General features: G+C 59.4%; 9 protein-coding genes, 1 other RNA gene and 1 pseudogene. 4 read left to right on the forward strand and 7 right to left on the reverse strand.

Annotated features, from left to right (window positions below; translation table 11 throughout):
* Window positions 1–8 precede the first annotated feature (8 nt).
* Window positions 9–179: pseudogene (locus QK293_RS20685) on the forward strand (amino acid ABC transporter substrate-binding protein); the annotation flags it as partial.
* Here QK293_RS20685 and QK293_RS20690 read toward each other — a convergent pair.
* The gene (locus QK293_RS20690) at window positions 176–1,876 is read right to left on the reverse strand and encodes a GGDEF and EAL domain-containing protein (protein ID WP_282380457.1); all 1,701 of its coding nucleotides are present in this window, start codon (window positions 1,874–1,876) and stop codon (window positions 176–178) included. The pseudogene QK293_RS20685 and the gene QK293_RS20690 sit on opposite strands and share 4 nt — an antisense overlap.
* A gap of 283 nt (window positions 1,877–2,159) precedes the next feature.
* Between QK293_RS20690 and QK293_RS20695 the strand changes: the two genes are divergently transcribed.
* Window positions 2,160–2,474, forward strand: a complete 315-nt coding sequence (locus QK293_RS20695) for a helix-turn-helix transcriptional regulator (protein ID WP_282380459.1) — start codon at window positions 2,160–2,162, stop codon at window positions 2,472–2,474.
* 180 nt (window positions 2,475–2,654) lie between these two features.
* On the opposite strand, the gene ffs is transcribed toward QK293_RS20695, so the two are convergent.
* From ffs to QK293_RS20725, 6 genes are all read right to left on the reverse strand, one after another.
* Window positions 2,655–2,751, reverse strand: an RNA gene (gene ffs / locus QK293_RS20700) — signal recognition particle sRNA small type.
* Window positions 2,752–3,036: 285 nt separating this feature from the next.
* Complete coding sequence (locus QK293_RS20705; protein ID WP_282380461.1) at window positions 3,037–4,203, reverse strand: putative zinc-binding metallopeptidase; 1,167 nt, start codon at window positions 4,201–4,203, stop codon at window positions 3,037–3,039.
* A 78-nt stretch (window positions 4,204–4,281) separates the two neighbouring features.
* Window positions 4,282–6,639 carry an NAD-dependent DNA ligase LigA gene (gene ligA / locus QK293_RS20710; RefSeq protein WP_282380463.1) on the reverse strand — a complete coding sequence of 786 codons (2,358 nt, stop codon included), beginning with the start codon at window positions 6,637–6,639 and terminating at the stop codon, window positions 4,282–4,284.
* Window positions 6,640–6,730: 91 nt separating this feature from the next.
* Window positions 6,731–7,585, reverse strand: coding sequence for a cell division protein ZipA (gene zipA / locus QK293_RS20715; RefSeq protein WP_282380465.1), 855 nt, complete (start codon window positions 7,583–7,585; stop codon window positions 6,731–6,733).
* Between the two features lie 259 nt (window positions 7,586–7,844).
* Entirely contained in the window at window positions 7,845–11,333 is a 3,489-nt protein-coding gene (gene smc, locus QK293_RS20720) for a chromosome segregation protein SMC (protein ID WP_282380467.1), read from the reverse strand.
* A gap of 2 nt (window positions 11,334–11,335) precedes the next feature.
* Entirely contained in the window at window positions 11,336–11,995 is a 660-nt protein-coding gene (locus QK293_RS20725; protein ID WP_282380469.1) for a GntR family transcriptional regulator, read from the reverse strand.
* Window positions 11,996–12,261: 266 nt separating this feature from the next.
* On the opposite strand from QK293_RS20725, the gene xdhA reads away from it, so the two are divergent.
* Together xdhA and xdhB are read left to right on the forward strand one after the other, a co-directional pair.
* Window positions 12,262–13,716 (forward strand): xanthine dehydrogenase small subunit, encoded by a 1,455-nt coding sequence (gene xdhA / locus QK293_RS20730; protein WP_282380471.1) that lies wholly within the window; start codon window positions 12,262–12,264, stop codon window positions 13,714–13,716.
* Window positions 13,709–16,108, forward strand: coding sequence for a xanthine dehydrogenase molybdopterin binding subunit (gene xdhB / locus QK293_RS20735; protein WP_282380473.1), 2,400 nt, complete (start codon window positions 13,709–13,711; stop codon window positions 16,106–16,108). Before xdhA ends, xdhB begins: the two co-directional genes overlap by 8 nt.
* The last annotated feature ends 13 nt before the right edge of the window (window positions 16,109–16,121 follow it).

Below are 16,121 nucleotides of genomic sequence, written 5' to 3' on the forward strand. Positions count from 1 at the left end.
TAAGAGGGTCTTTGCTGCAGGAACACAGCGTCGGTTGCTATGTACGCAACGATCCCGAGGTGCCCGTGCAGCGCATTTTGCGCACCTTGCTGCGAATGAAACTGTCCGGTGAAATCGACGACATTATCCGGCTCTATGTTGGCGCGGAGCCGCCCAACGAGCACAATGGCAAGCCTTAGCCCGCCTGCTCCAGAATCTGCCATTGCGCCGGCGCGACAAACCCCGCGACCCAGCCCGGCACGTCTGCGGGCGGCATCGGCCGGGCAATGAAATAGCCTTGAGCAACTTCGCAGCCCAGACGCAGCAGCAACTCACCGTGCTCGATACTTTCCAGCCCTTCGGCGATCACTTGCCGACCAAAGGCCCGAGCCAGGCCAATGACCGCCATGGTCAGGGCCAGATCATCACGATCATTAACGATATCGCGCACGAACGACTTGTCGATCTTGATGGTTTGGGTTTGCAAACGCTTGAGGTAGCTCAGGGACGAATAACCGGTGCCAAAGTCCCCCAGTGAAAACTGCACCCCCAGCGCCTGACAGGCCTGTAAACATTCACTGACATGTTGAATGTTCTCGATCGCCACCGACTCGACAATTTCCAGATCGAGCATCTGCGGAGCCACTTGGGCATGCCGGGCGAGCACGTGTTTGAGCCGGTCGACGAAATCCGCGCGCTGAAAATGTCGCGCCGCAATATTAATGCTGACTGGCCAGCCCTGCCCGGCCTGCTGCCAATGGTGCAACTGCGACAGGACCTGATCCATCACCCATTCACCAATATCGATGATCAGGTCCGTCTCCTCCACCAGCGGCAAAAACTCCCGGGCCGGTACCATGCCCTGTTGCGGATGCTCCCAACGCAACAACGCCTCGAGGCCGACAACCTCACCACGACGCATATTCACCTTGGGCTGGAAATGCACGCGAAACTCACCGGCAGCCAGCGCCTGGCGCACTCGCTCGACCGTCTGGTGAGTGGCCTTGACCTCCTGATCCCGGGACACGTCGAACAAATGAAAGCGATTGCGACCCCTTTGTTTCGCCACGTACATGGCCTGATCGGCATGACGCAACAAGGTTTCGGCATCTTCATTGTCGTGAGGGAACAGGGTGACGCCGATACTGGCAAAAACATTGATGCCCTTGCCATGCAGCGAGTACGGCGCCGAAATGGCGCCGAGCACCCGGTTCAACGCCGCACGCAGTTCCGGCAGATCACGCACGTAACGCAACACCAGCACAAACTCGTCGCCGGCCAGCCGCGCCACCACATCTTCGCCGCGCACAATGTCGCGCAAACGCTTGGCTACCTCGACCAACAGCAGATCGCCACTGGCATGCCCGTAGCCATCGTTGACCGCTTTGAAGCCGTCGAGGTCGAGCATGCACACCGCCAGCGGGATGTTTTCGTTCCGGGAGAACTCCAGCGCCTGATCCAGCAAATCCGAGAGAAACGCGCGATTCGGTAGCCCGGTCAGCACGTCATGCCCCACCCGCCATTGCAGTGAATGCAGCAATTGGCGTTTCTCGCTGATGTCGAAACGAATCGAAAGATAACGGTCAACTCGCCCAGTGGCGTCATCGAGCACCGGCACCATGGTGCTCTCGACCCAATACAGGCTGCCATCCTTGGCGCGATTACAAATCTCGCCTTTCCAGACGTTGCCCAAGGCGATGGTGCGCCACATAGCAGCGAAGAAATCAGCGGAGTGCAGACCCGAGTTGAGGAGACGATGGTTTTGCCCGAGCAGTTCTTCGCGGCTATAGCCGGACACGGCGCAGAATTGATCGTTGACGTGGGTGATCCGGCCGCTCAGATCGGTCTCGGAAAAAATCGCGGCGGCATCCACGGCCCTGCGGTATTTCTCATCCATGAGTCAGGCTCGCGGTGGCTAGCGGTGGTACCGCTCGACCAGTGCAGGATGCCCGGAAGAGATGTTTTTATAGGTAATGCGCAGCAACACGATATCACTCCATGAACAGCGATTGATGGCCTCCTGACAGCAGAGATCAACTAACCTTAAAGACCCCAAATACCCTTTTTGAGCGGCGATTCTACGAAATGCATCACATTTTGCAAAGCAAGGTGATGGATCATGCAGTTGTCTAATGCAAAAATCTATCGTTAAGTTCTTGATTCTAAATGGGAATTAAGCGATGCAAATTTCAAGTTTGGGTGCGGCCATTCGGCGCTACCGCAAGGTCGCAGGGCTTACTCAGGCTGAACTCGGCGAAAAAACCGGTTTTGACCCCAAAACCATCAGCCGCTTCGAAACCGGCACCTACACCCCCAGCGTGGAAGCCTTGTTCCTGCTTGCCGATGCACTGGGCGTGAAGCTGAAAGCCTTCTTCGCAGACTTAGGCGATGAAGAAGAACAGCGGGCGTATCTGTTCGGTGTCATACATAAAGCCACCCCGAAGGATCTGGGAAAGCTGATTGCAGCGGTTGACCAGGCCTTGTCCACGCCTTAGTGCCAGAAATAAAAAAAGAGGTCGAGTGTCGCATTCGACAGCTCGGCCTCCTTTATAGGTTCGTTCTGAAAAATCGGAAACGAAAAAACACCGCCCTGGACAAAGTCCATGGCAGAGCAACAAGAACGTATTTTTAGACAGATAACGCGAGAGAGGACTCGCGGTGCGTTATGGAGGCAACCCCACCAGCCACACCCCGGCACACAATGTTCCCGCTGTGGCTGCTCCCTTCCAGGTCTGACCAGGTTCACGGGTAATCGTTGCGGGGGGACCGATGGGGTCACCATAACGACGCTCACCTGACGGCGAACGGCGCCATTGTACCTATCTGAGACGAAGTTACAACCGTTCGAGAGGATTAAAAAATATGTGCTGCTTCAAGGACATGCATATCTCTTGAAAAGATCGCGACCTGTAGCAGCTGGCGCAGCCTGCGTCCGGCTGCGCAGCAGTCGTAAATCCGATACTTGCGGTTTACCTGCACAACCGCGCTAACTGATTTTACGACTGCTTCGTCCGATCGCGGCCCGAACCGAACGCAGCCTCGCAAGCTCGACAGCTGCTACAGGTCTTGCAACACCTCATCCGCCCGGCCGCCCTCCTGCTGGATCACCAGGTGGATGAAGTGCAGCTTGGCGATCACTGCTGCCGGCAGGACAAACGGATAGAAATCCGGCTGACCCATGCTGCGTGACAGTTCATTCAGCATGCCCGCCAGTTCGATCCACGCATTGACGAACGACAGGAACGCCGCGCCGCCGGGATGCTGCGGGTCGAAGAGCGTGCTGGCGGGGAATGGCTTGTAGTCGAAGTCCATTTCCCGCGCGCTCATGCCGAATCCCAACGCCGTATCCACCGCGTCCATCATGTGCAGGTAGTGAGCCCAGGTTTCGGCCCAGTCCTCCCATGGATGCATGGTCGCGTAGGCGCTGACGTAATGTTGCTGCCAGTCGAGCGGCGCGCCTTGTTGGTAATGCCGTTCGAGGGCGTCGGCATAGCTGGCGCGCTCGTCGCCGAACAGGCCGCGGAACGGTTCCAGCCAATGGCTGTTGGCGACCAGCCGATCCCAGTAATAATGCCCGACCTCATGACGAAAATGCCCGAGCAGCGTGCGATAAGGTTCATGCATCTGCACCCGAATCTGCTCGCGATGGGCGTCGTCTGCTTCTTTGATATCGAGGGTGATCAGACCGTTGGCGTGACCGGTGGTCGGCGGCTTGCCTGCGAGGTCAACACCCATGAAATCGAAAGCCAGGCCAGTCTCTTCGTCCACGGTTTTTGGAATCACCTGTAAACCAAGGCTAACCAACTGTGCGACCAGACGACGCTTGGCCGTTTCGACCTTGCGCCAGCGTTCGTGATTTTCGGCAATCGACAAGTCGGGGATGGCGTGGTTCAGGCTACAGGCAATGCATAACGCATCGTGGTCATTGGCGGGGAGCAGCCAATTGCACGCTGCCGGGGAATCGAGGTTGGCGCAACGGCGCAAGACACCCGCTTCGGGATCGGTGTCGAGTAACCAGGTGTCGGCCTGCAAGCCGGGCTGCAGCGACGACAAGCGACTTTGCTCCGGTTGATAACCCAACGCCGCCGAACAGGCCAGGCACTGACTGTTGCGAAAAAACAGCGACTGCCCGCAACGGCACTGCCAGACCTTACTGTTGCGCGAGCTTTCGCCAATGAAGGGCGCAGCGATGCGTGAACTGAGCTGTTCGAAGAAACGGTACATGGCGATCTCTCCCTGGGGCTTGCCAAGACTAGATCATTCCCTGACAACGATCGTTCCCACGCGCGTGGGAACGATCAACTAAACCGCAATTCCGTGCTTACTCAGAAACCCGACAAAAGCCTCTTCATCGAGAACCTTCAATCCCAGCTCATTAGCCTTCGTCAACTTGGAACCTGCACCCGGCCCAGCGACCACGCAATGTGTCTTGGCCGATACCGAGCCCGCCACCTTGGCACCGAGGCTTTCAAGCTTGTCCTTGGCGATGTCGCGGCTCATCAATTCGAGCGAACCGGTCAGCACCCAGGTCTGCCCGGCCAGCGGCAAGCCTTCGACGACTTTCTTTTCGCTCTGCCAGTGCATGCCGAAATCGCGCAGCTGCTTCTCGGCGGCTTCAGCAACTTGACGATTTTGCGCAACCGCGAAGAACTCCCGAACGGAACTGGCCTGCTTCTCCGGCAGTGCCTGACGCATATCCAGCCAGTCGGCGCTGAAAACCCTTTCAAGCGAACCAAATTTGTCGGCCAATTTCTGCGCCCCACCCGGTCCAACCGAAGGGATGTGCAACTTGTCGAGGAAACCACCCAACGTGGTGCTCGCGGCAAACTCGGCACCCAGCTCGCCCTGATCCTGAATCTGCATACCGTGCCTCAGCAGATCGGCAATCACCTGCTGGTTATGCGCATCTTCAAAGAAGCTGTGAATCTCATGAGCCACTTCCAGGCCAACGTCCGGCAAGTACGTGAGCACCTGCGGCAACGCCTGCTGAACCCGCTCCAGAGCGCCGAGGGAACGCGCCAGCACCTTGGCCGTCTCTTCGCCGACATCCGGAATCCCGAGGGCGTAGATGAAGCGCGCCAGGCTCGGCTTCTTGCTGTCTTCGATGGCACTGAGCAGGTTCTTGCTCGACAGCTCGGCAAAGCCTTCCAGGTCGACAATCTGCTCGAACGTCAGGGCGTACAGATCGGCCGGTGAATTCACCAGGCCTTCGTCCACCAGTTGCTCCACGCTCTTCTCGCCCAGGCCTTCGATGTCCATGGCGCGACGGGAGACGAAGTGAATGATCGCTTGCTTGAGCTGCGCACCGCAGGCCAGACGACCGACGCAGCGATACACCGCGCCTTCGCTGACGGTTTCGCGACCCTTGCTGCGCTTGACCAGTTGCGTGCGCTCGACATGGGAACCGCAGACCGGGCACTTCTCGGGAATCTGCACCGGCCGCGCGTTATCCGGGCGACGCTCGGTGACCACTTGCACCACCTGCGGAATCACATCGCCGGCGCGACGGATGATCACGGTGTCGCCGATCATCAAGCCAAGGCGGGCCACTTCGTCCATGTTGTGCAACGTCGCGTTGGCCACGGTGACGCCGGCCACCTTGACCGGTTTCAAGCGCGCTACGGGCGTCACCGCACCGGTGCGACCGACCTGGAATTCCACGTCGAGCAGTTCGGTGAGCTCTTCCATCGCCGGGAATTTGTGAGCAATGGCCCAGCGCGGTTCACGCGCGCGAAAACCGAGTTCACGCTGGGACGCGATGCTGTTGACCTTGAATACCACGCCGTCGATTTCATACGGCAGCGAATTGCGACGCTCACCAATGTCACGGTAGTAATCCAGGCATTCATCGATACCCTGCGCCAGCTTCAGCTCATGACTGATCGGCATGCCCCAGGCTTTGAGTTGCTGCAGGTTGCCAATGTGCGTGCCGGCAATGTCGGCCGAAATCTGACCGATGCCATAGCAGCAGAATTCCAGCGGACGATTGGCGGTAATCTTCGAATCCAGCTGCCGCAAGCTGCCGGCCGCCGCGTTGCGCGGATTGGCGAAGGTCTTGCCGCCGACTTCCAGTTGCGTGGCGTTAAGGCGCTCGAAACCGGCCTTGGACATGAACACTTCGCCACGCACTTCCAGGGTCGCTGGCCAGCCAGTACCGTGCAGCTTGAGCGGGATGTTGCGCACGGTGCGTACGTTGACGCTGATGTCTTCGCCAGTAGTGCCATCGCCGCGAGTGGCACCGCGCACCAGCACGCCGTCCTGATATAGCAGGCTGACCGCCAAGCCATCGAGCTTGGGTTCGCAGCTGTATTCCACCGCCGCGCCGCCGCCGAACAGATCGCCGACCGGCAGGTCCAGCCCTTCGGTTACGCGACGATCGAACTCGCGCATGTCAGTTTCTTCGAAGGCGTTACCGAGGCTGAGCATCGGCATTTCGTGACGCACCTGAGTGAACGCCGACAGCGCCGCGCTGCCGACGCGCTGGGTCGGCGAATCGCTGGCGATCAATTCGGGATTGGCCGCTTCGAGGGCCTTGAGCTCATTGAACAACCGATCGTATTCGGCGTCCGGAATGCTCGGCTCGTCCAGCACGTGGTAGCGATAGTTGTGCTGATCCAGCTCAGCGCGCAGCTCTAGAATGCGGTTTTTGGCGGCGGTCATGGGTGTTCTCTCATAAAGCAAAAGAGCAGCCGAGGCTGCTCAATCTATTTTGCTGATCGTCCCGCGCACAGCGCGGGAACAACCTTTTGAATCAACGCTTCTGGGTCAGGGCGCGACGTTCAAACTCAACGATGCGCTGACGGTAGTGCTCGATGGTCTGGGCGGTCAGCACGCTGCGCTGATCGTCTTTGAGCTCACCGTTCAGCTCCTGGGACAGTTTGCGCGCTGCGGCCACCATCACGTCGAAGGCTTGCTTGGGATGACGCGGGCCTGGCAGACCGAGGAAGAAACTCACCGCCGGCGTGCTGAAGTGGTCGATGTCGTCCAGATCGAAGACGCCCGGCTTGACCGCATTGGCCATCGAGAACAGGACTTCGCCATTGCCGGCCATGCTTTCGTGACGGTGGAAGATGTCCATCTCGCCGAAACGCAGACCGCTTTCCAGAATGTTCTGCAACAACGCCGGGCCTTTGAAGCCAGCGGCGTCGCGGCAGATCACGCTGATCACCAGCACTTCTTCGGCTTGCGGGTGTTCCTTGTCGCTGGTCGAACTGGACGCCTTGGTGTCATCCGGGAAATCGTCGTCACGGCTGCTGAAGCTCGGGCCGCCGTCCAGATCCAGGTTGAGGTTCAAATCACCCTGGGAAGGCTCGCCGTGGCCACGTTTGCCGCGCTTGGAACCCGACTCACGCGGTTCACGGGCAGGCATGCTCACCGATGGCAGATCGTGCTCGTCCAGTTGCGGTTCTTTATGGGCATCCAGCACGCGGGGCGGGCCCAACAGCTCGGCGCTGGTGTCCTCGTCCGGCAAATTGGACAAACTCCGATCAAGACGGAATTTCAGTTTTCCCTTGCCGCCGCGCATACGGCGCCAGCCATCGAAAAGAATACCGGCAATGACAATAATGCCGATGACGATCAGCCACTCGCGCAGACCGATTTCCATGTAATCCCGTGCCTCTATAAAAAATGCTGAAAAATAAGGGGTTTACAACTCGTAAACCGCTTTAAAACGTGGCGCCAACTCTATGTTCTGACAGGCGTTTTGCCCACGTATACGAAAAATTGACATTAAACTAGCACGACCAAAGGCAACTTTACACCGTCTGTCACAATGGCTTGCGCGAATATGTCGATTGGCCAGCAAGTAGAGGTGGGTAAAAAAGTCCTACAGACCAAAAATACTTGCCCTACAAGTGCCCCCCTCACGCATCCACCATCGCCATCGCCTCCTCGACATCCACTGCCACCAGACGCGAGCATCCCGGTTCATGCATCGTCACCCCCATCAGTTGATCAGCCATCTCCATGGCGATCTTGTTGTGGGTGATATAGATGAACTGCACCGTCTCGGACATCTCTTTGACCAGCCGTGCGTAGCGTCCAACGTTAGCGTCATCCAGGGGTGCGTCAACTTCGTCGAGCATGCAAAACGGCGCCGGATTCAACTTGAAGATCGCAAAAACCAGGGCCAGTGCGGTCAGGGCTTTTTCGCCACCGGAGAGCAAATGGATGGTGCTGTTCTTCTTTCCGGGCGGTTGCGCCATGATCGTCACCCCTGTATCGAGTAGATCTTCGCCCGTCAGTTCCAAATACGCGCGGCCTCCACCGAAAACTTTTGGGAAAAGCGCCTGTAATCCGCCATTGATCTGATCAAAGGTATCTTTGAAGCGGTTACGGGTTTCCTTGTCGATCTTGCGAATCACGTTTTCGAGGGTATCCAGTGCTTCCACCAGATCGGCGTTCTGTGCATCAAGATAACGTTTACGCTCGGATTGTTGCTGGTATTCGTCGATGGCCGCGAGGTTGATCGCGCCGAGACGCTGAATGCGTGCGGCAATGCGTTCGAGTTCTTCTTCGGCGTCCTTCTCGTTGGCCTCGGCCGTCAGCGTGGCGAGCACGCCGTGGAGGTCGTAGCCGTCCTCGAGCAATTGATCTTCGAGGGTCTTGCGGCGCACGGTCAGGGCTTGCCATTCCATGCGTTGCTGTTCGAGTTGGCCGCGGATCAATTGGGATTGCTGCTCGGCCTGATTGCGGCGTTTCTCGGCGTCGCGCAATTCGCGATCCGCATCTTCCAGGGCGATCTGCGCAGTCTTGAGTTCTTCGTCGACCGTCATGCGCTTGTCGAGCAGCTCTTCAAGTTTCAACCGCAGCTCTTCCAGCGGCGCCTCGCCCTCCTCCAGGTTGAGACTCAGCTGTTCGCGTTTTTCGGTCAGGCGCTCGGACTGCATTTCCAGACGTTCCAGCGCCTGACGCGTGGAATCGTGCTGGGCCTTGAGCGAGCCCAGGCGCACCGCCAGTTGATGCGCGTGATCCTTGTGCTGCCGGGCTTCCTGACGCACTCGATCGAGGCGCTCGCGCAGGCTGTCGCGTTGGGCCAGCAGCAATTCGCGCTGCTCGGTGTCCAGCGCCATGCTGTCGAGGGCTTCCTGCAATTGCAGGCGCGCTTCGCCGATGTTTTCGTGTTCAAGTGCGCGCTGCTCGCCCAGCTCGGTCAGCTCTTCGTCGAGACGGGTACGACGTAACTCAAGCTGTTCGGCCTTGGCTTTACCGGCGGATAACTGGGCTTTCAACTCACCTTGCTGACGCGCTTCGTCTTGCAGCAGACGACGCAAATGTTCGCGACCGTTTTCTTGCTGACGCTGCTGCGCCCTGAGATTTTGAAGTTGGGTTTCCAGGGTTTCGACCGTGGCTTCGCGCTCATCGCGCTCAAGGCCCAGGCGCTGGATTTCCTGACCACGAGCCAGCACACCGCTTTGCGCTTCGCTGGCCCGACGTACACGCAAAAAGTGCCGACCGACCCAGTAACCATCGCGGCTGATCAGACTCTCGCCGGCGCTCAATTGACTGCGCAGGGCCAACGCCTGTTCTAGGCTGTCGACCGGTTTAACCTGCCCCAGCCATGGCGACAGATCGATCTGCGCTTCCACTTTATCAAGCAAGCTGCCGGGCACCCGCACGCCATCACTGGCCGGGCTGAGCAAGCGCAAATCGCCTTGGGCAAAACCGGCCAGATCGAAATCGCCGAAGTCATCCACCAGCACCGCTTGCAGGTCGGCGCCGAGCACGGTTTCCACCGCCAGCTCCCAACCGGCTTCGACTTTCAGACCTTCGGCCAGACGCGGACGGTCCGCCAAATGTTGTTCGCGCAGCCATTCAGCGGTGCCGGTGCCCGGATCGAGTGCGGCTTGCTGCAAGGCTTCAAGCGATGCGAGACGACCGTTGAGGCGCTGCAAATCACCTTGGGCTTGCTGCTGCGCCGAGAGCGCTTGTTGCAATTCCTGACGCAGTTGCTCAAGGCGTTCGACCTGGGCTTCTTCGCTGGCCTGCAAATCTTCGAGGGTCGCTTCACTCGCGGCCAGTTGCTCGCTGAGTTCCATGATCGCCGCGTCTTCCGGGTCCGCCGAGAGCAACGCGCGCTCCTCGCCAAGACGCTTCTGGCGATCGGCCAGGCGCTCCATGCTGGTTTCCAGCTGCTGGATGCGCGACTGCTGCACTTCAGACTGACGACGAGGCTCGGCAGCGGTGAGGTTGAACGTGTCCCACTGCTCCTGCCAGCCGTGCATGGTGGTTTCGGATTCTTCCAGCGCGGCGGCGGCCTCTTCGGCGGCGGCGCTGGAGACTTCCTGTTCCGGGGTGAGCAAGTCCAGCTCTTCGCCGAGTGTCTGCAGCAAGGTGCGGTCGAGGCCCAGATGAGACTCGGTTTCCAGACGCGCACGCTCGGCCTCTTTCAGGTCGTCCTGCAATTGGCGCAGGCGCTGCTGTCCGTGCTGAATGCTCTGCTCGACCCGGGCGATGTCGCCGCCAACCGAATAGAAGCGCCCCTGCACCAGATTGAAGCGCTCGGACAGGTCGTGGTGACCGTCGCGCAGGCGTTCGATGGCCGCGTCGGCATTGCGCTGCTCCGCAACCAGGGCTTCGAACGTGACTTCCTGAGTGCCGATGATCGCTTCGCGCTGACCGACCTGTTCGTTCAACGCCTGCCAGCGCAGCGCCGACAGTTGGGCCTTGAGCTGACGCTCCTCGCCCTTGCATTCCTGATACTTCTTGGCGGCCTCGGCCTGGCGGTGCAAGCGTTCGAGCTGACGCTCGAGCTCTTCGCGCAGGTCGGTCAGGCGGGCGAGGTTTTCATGGGTGCGACGGATGCGGTTTTCGGTCTCGCGCCGGCGCTCCTTGTACTTGGAGATGCCGGCCGCTTCTTCAATAAAGTTGCGCAGGTCTTCGGGCTTTGACTCGATCAGCTTGGAGATCATCCCCTGCTCGATAATCGAATAGCTGCGCGGGCCCAGGCCTGTACCGAGAAAGATATCGGTGATATCGCGGCGGCGGCATTTGGTGCCGTTGAGGTAGTAAGTGGTCTGGCTGTCGCGGGTTACTTTGCGGCGAATGGAAATTTCCGCATAGGCGGCGTATTCGCCAATCAAGGTGCCGTCGGAGTTGTCGAAAACCAGCTCGATACTCGCCTGACTCACCGGTTTACGGCTGGTGGAGCCGTTGAAGATGACGTCGGTCATCGACTCGCCGCGCAGGTTCTTGGCCGAGCTCTCGCCCATCACCCAGCGCACGGCGTCGATGATGTTCGACTTGCCGCAACCATTGGGCCCAACTACGGCCGCCATGTTACTGGGGAAGTTCACCGTGGTCGGGTCGACGAAGGATTTGAACCCCGCCAGTTTGATGCACTTTAGCCGCACGCTTAAGCGTCCGTCAGGGCAGAAACCACCAGATCGCAGCTGCGCTTGGCGTACGCCGTCAGCACGATGCGGATCTGCGGAAAATCACGGGCCAGCACGGCGGCGAGCAAGCGTTCGAACAGCTCGAGGAACTCGCTCATCGAGGCCTTGCGCTGTTCCAGGGCGAGAAAATACGCGCGGCTCATGGCCGGCTGCAGGTTCTCGACGGTTTCCTGCAAGTACGGATTGTTGGCGAACGGATACGCGGCGCGCATCACACTGAAGCTGTCGTCGACGAAGGTGCGAATGTCCTGACGTTCGTAGCTGGCGGTCAGACGCTGCTGGATTTGCACGAACGGCGCCATGTCGGCCTGGACTTGCCAGCCGCTGGCCACTGCATTGCCGAGCAGGATGTAAAGCTCGCTCATCAGCGTGCACAGGCTCCGGACCTTGTGGACCGTGAGCTCAGTCACGTGGGCGCCACGTCGCGGCAGGATCGCGATCAGGTGGCGGCGCTCGAGGATCAGCAAGGCTTCACGGACCGAACCGCGGCTGACATTGAGAGCCAGCGTGACCTTCTGTTCCTGGATGCGCTCCCCGGGCTTCATTTCGCCACGAATGATGCGTTCGGCGAGGTGGTGAGCAATTTGCTCGGCGAGGCTGTCCGGCGCCTTGAACGTCATGGTTGTCCTTCAAACTCTTCGATTTGCACAAGCGGCGCAGTGTACCGCACATAAAGGGTCATGGCGGAGTGCCCACTTGGCGGTTTTTGGCACGATTCAAGCAAAAAGCAGGCTATCCCGTGAGGGTCAATAATGAAGGAACGAGTCGTTGATCGACAAAATGCCATTTCCTGACCTTTAAGTCAGAAAATCATTGACCGAAAAGTCAGACCTGATAAATTCGGTTCAAGTCGGTTAACAACAATAATGAGTCTGCGAGGCCTTCCGTGATCCAGTTTTTACTTAACCAGGAACTCCGTAGCGAGCACGCCCTGGACCCAAACCTGACCGTGCTCAATTATCTGCGCGACCATGTGGGCAAACCCGGCACCAAAGAAGGCTGCGCCAGCGGTGACTGCGGTGCGTGCACCGTGGTGGTCGGCGAGCTGCAAACGGATGACGATGGCCGCGAACACATTCGCTATCGCAGCCTCAACTCGTGCCTGACGTTCGTTTCGTCACTGCACGGCAAACAACTGATCAGCGTCGAAGACCTCAAGCACCAGGGCCAACTGCACAGCGTGCAGAAAGCCATGGTCGAATGCCATGGCTCGCAATGCGGTTTCTGCACGCCAGGCTTTGTGATGTCGCTGTTCGCGCTGCAAAAGAACAGCGATCAACCGGATGCTCATAAAGCTCACGAAGCCCTGGCCGGCAACCTCTGCCGCTGCACCGGCTATCGGCCGATTCTGGCTGCCGCCGAACAATCCTGCTGCGGCAAGCAACCGGATCAGTTCGATGTTCGCGAAGCCGACACCATCGTTCGACTGAAAGCCATCACACCTACCGACATCGGCGAACTCAACAGCGGCGACAAACGCTGCCTGGTGCCGCTGACCGTCGCCGATCTGGCTGACCTCTATGACGCTTATCCACAGGCTCGCCTGCTGGCCGGCGGTACGGACCTGGCGCTGGAAGTCACGCAATTCCACCGCACTCTGCCGGTGATGATTTATGTAGGCAACGTCGCCGAGATGAAGCGCATCGAACGCTTCGACGATCGCCTGGAAATCGGCGCCGCCACGGCCCTCTCCGATTGCTACGAGGCCTTGAAGGCCGAGTACCCGGACTTCGGCGAATTGCTGCAACGCTTTGCTTCCCTGCAGATACGCAACCAGGGCACCCTCGGCGGCAACATCGGCAACGCCTCGCCGATCGGTGACTCCCCACCCCTGCTGATTGCACTCGGCGCGCAGATTGTCCTGTGCAAAGGCGAAGTCCGCCGCACCATGGCCCTGGAAGATTACTTCATCGATTACCGGGTCACCGCGCGTCAGGAAAGCGAGTTCATCGAAAAGATCATCGTGCCGCGTGCCAGCGCCGAACAACTGTTCCGCGCCTACAAGGTGTCGAAGCGTCTGGACGATGATATTTCCGCGGTCTGCGCCGCGTTCAACCTGCGCATCGACAATGGCGTGATCGCCGACGCCCGCGTCGCCTTCGGCGGCATGGCGGCTACACCAAAACGTGCCAAGGCCTGCGAAGCTGTATTGCTCGGCGCCACGTGGAACAACGACACCGTCGAACGCGCCTGCACCGCATTGGCCGAAGATTTCACGCCGCTCTCGGACTTCCGCGCCAGCAAGGAATACCGCCTGCTCAGCGCGCAAAATCTGCTGCGCAAATACTTCATCGAACTGCAAACACCGCACATCGAGACTCGGGTGACCGCTTATGTCTAATCATCACGCTGTAGAGAAGACCCAAGCCGAACTGGCTGAACTGTTTGCCAAGGACCTGACCACCGGCGTCGGCCGCAGCGTCAAGCACGACAGCGCCGACAAGCATGTGTCCGGTGAAGCGCAGTACATCGACGACCGTCTGGAATTCCCGAATCAGCTGCACGTTTACGCACGGCTGTCGGACCGCGCCCACGCGAAAATCATCAGCATCGACACCAAGCCCTGCTACGCCTTTGAAGGCGTGCGCATCGCTATCACCCACGAAGATGTGCCGGGCCTGAAAGACATCGGTCCATTGCTGCCGGGCGACCCGCTGCTGGCCATCGACGATGTGCAATTCGTCGGTCAACCGGTGCTCGCCGTCGCCGCGAAAGACCTGGAAACCGCACGCAAAGCCGCCATGGCCGCGATCATCGAATACGAGGATCTCGAACCCGTTCTGGACGTGGTCGAAGCCCTGCGCAAACGCCACTTTGTACTCGACAGCCACACCCATCAGCGCGGCGATTCGGCCGGCGCTTTGGCAACTGCCGAGCATCGCATCCAGGGCACGCTGCACATCGGCGGCCAGGAACACTTCTACCTCGAAACCCAGATCTCTTCAGTAATGCCGACCGAAGACGGCGGCATGATCGTCTACTGCTCGACGCAAAACCCCACCGAAGTGCAGAAACTGGTGGCCGAAGTGCTCGATGTGTCGATGAACAAAATCGTCGTCGACATGCGCCGCATGGGCGGCGGTTTCGGCGGCAAGGAAACCCAGGCCGCCAGCCCGGCGTGTCTGTGCGCGGTGATCGCGCACCTCACCGGACAACCGACCAAAATGCGCCTGCCGCGCGTCGAAGACATGCTGATGACCGGCAAGCGTCACCCGTTCTACGTCGAATACGACGTGGGCTTCGACAGCACCGGTCGGCTGCACGGAATCGCCCTGGAGCTCGCCGGTAACTGCGGTTGCTCGCCAGACTTGTCGGCGTCGATTGTTGACCGCGCAATGTTCCACGCCGACAACTCGTACTATTTGGGCGATGCGACCATCAACGGTCATCGCTGCAAGACCAACACCGCGTCGAATACCGCTTACCGCGGTTTCGGCGGCCCGCAGGGGATGGTCGCCATCGAAGAAGTGATGGACGCGATTGCCCGCCATCTGGCCCTTGATCCGCTGGCCGTGCGCAAGGCCAACTACTACGGCAAGACCGAGCGCAACGTCACCCATTACTACCAGACCGTCGAGCACAACATGCTCGAGGAAATGACCGCCGAACTCGAAGAAAGCAGCCAGTACGCCGAGCGCCGCGAAGCGATTCGTCGCTACAACGCCAACAGCCCGATCCTGAAAAAAGGTCTGGCGCTGACCCCGGTGAAATTCGGTATTTCCTTCACCGCCAGCTTCCTCAATCAGGCCGGCGCGCTGATCCACATCTACACCGACGGCAGCATCCACCTGAACCATGGCGGCACTGAAATGGGCCAGGGATTGAACACCAAGGTCGCGCAGGTTGTGGCCGAAGTGTTCCAGGTGGAAATGGACCGCGTGCAGATCACCGCGACCAACACCGACAAGGTCCCGAACACCTCGCCGACCGCCGCTTCCAGCGGTGCCGACTTGAACGGTAAAGCCGCGCAGAACGCCGCTGAAATCATCAAGAAACGCCTGGTTGAATTTGCCGCGCGGCAGTACAAGGTCAGCGAAGAAGACGTGGAATTCCACAACGGTCACGTGCGGGTTCGCGATCACATCCTGACCTTTGAATCGCTGATCCAGCAGGCGTATTTCGCTCAGGTGTCGCTGTCGAGCACCGGGTTCTACAAGACCCCGAAAATCTTCTACGACCGCAGCCAGGCTCGTGGTCGGCCGTTTTACTACTACGCCTTCGGTGCAGCCTGTTGCGAGGTGATCATCGACACCCTGACCGGCGAGTACAAGATGCTGCGCACCGACATTTTGCATGACGTCGGCGACTCGCTGAACCCGGCGATCGACATCGGTCAGGTCGAGGGCGGTTTCATCCAGGGCATGGGTTGGCTGACCATGGAGGAACTGGTGTGGAACAACAAAGGCAAACTGATGACCAACGGCCCGGCCAGCTACAAGATTCCGGCGGTGGCGGACATGCCGCTGGACCTGCGCGTGAAGCTGGTGGAAAACCGTAAAAACCCGGAAGACACGGTGTTCCATTCCAAGGCGGTGGGCGAGCCGCCGTTCATGCTCGGCATCGCGGCGTGGTGTGCGATCAAGGACGCAGTGGCGAGCCTTGGCGACTACAAGCATCAACCGAACATCGACGCGCCGGCGACGCCGGAGCGGGTGTTGTGGGGGTGTGAGCAGATGCGGCAGTTGAAGGCGGCGAAAGCTGTCGCGGCTGAGCCGGAGTTGGCTTCGCTCTAGACCGAGGCGCGGC

The organism is Pseudomonas sp. AL03, from assembly GCF_029960815.1.
Classification (GTDB): Bacteria; Pseudomonadota; Gammaproteobacteria; order Pseudomonadales; family Pseudomonadaceae; genus Aquipseudomonas.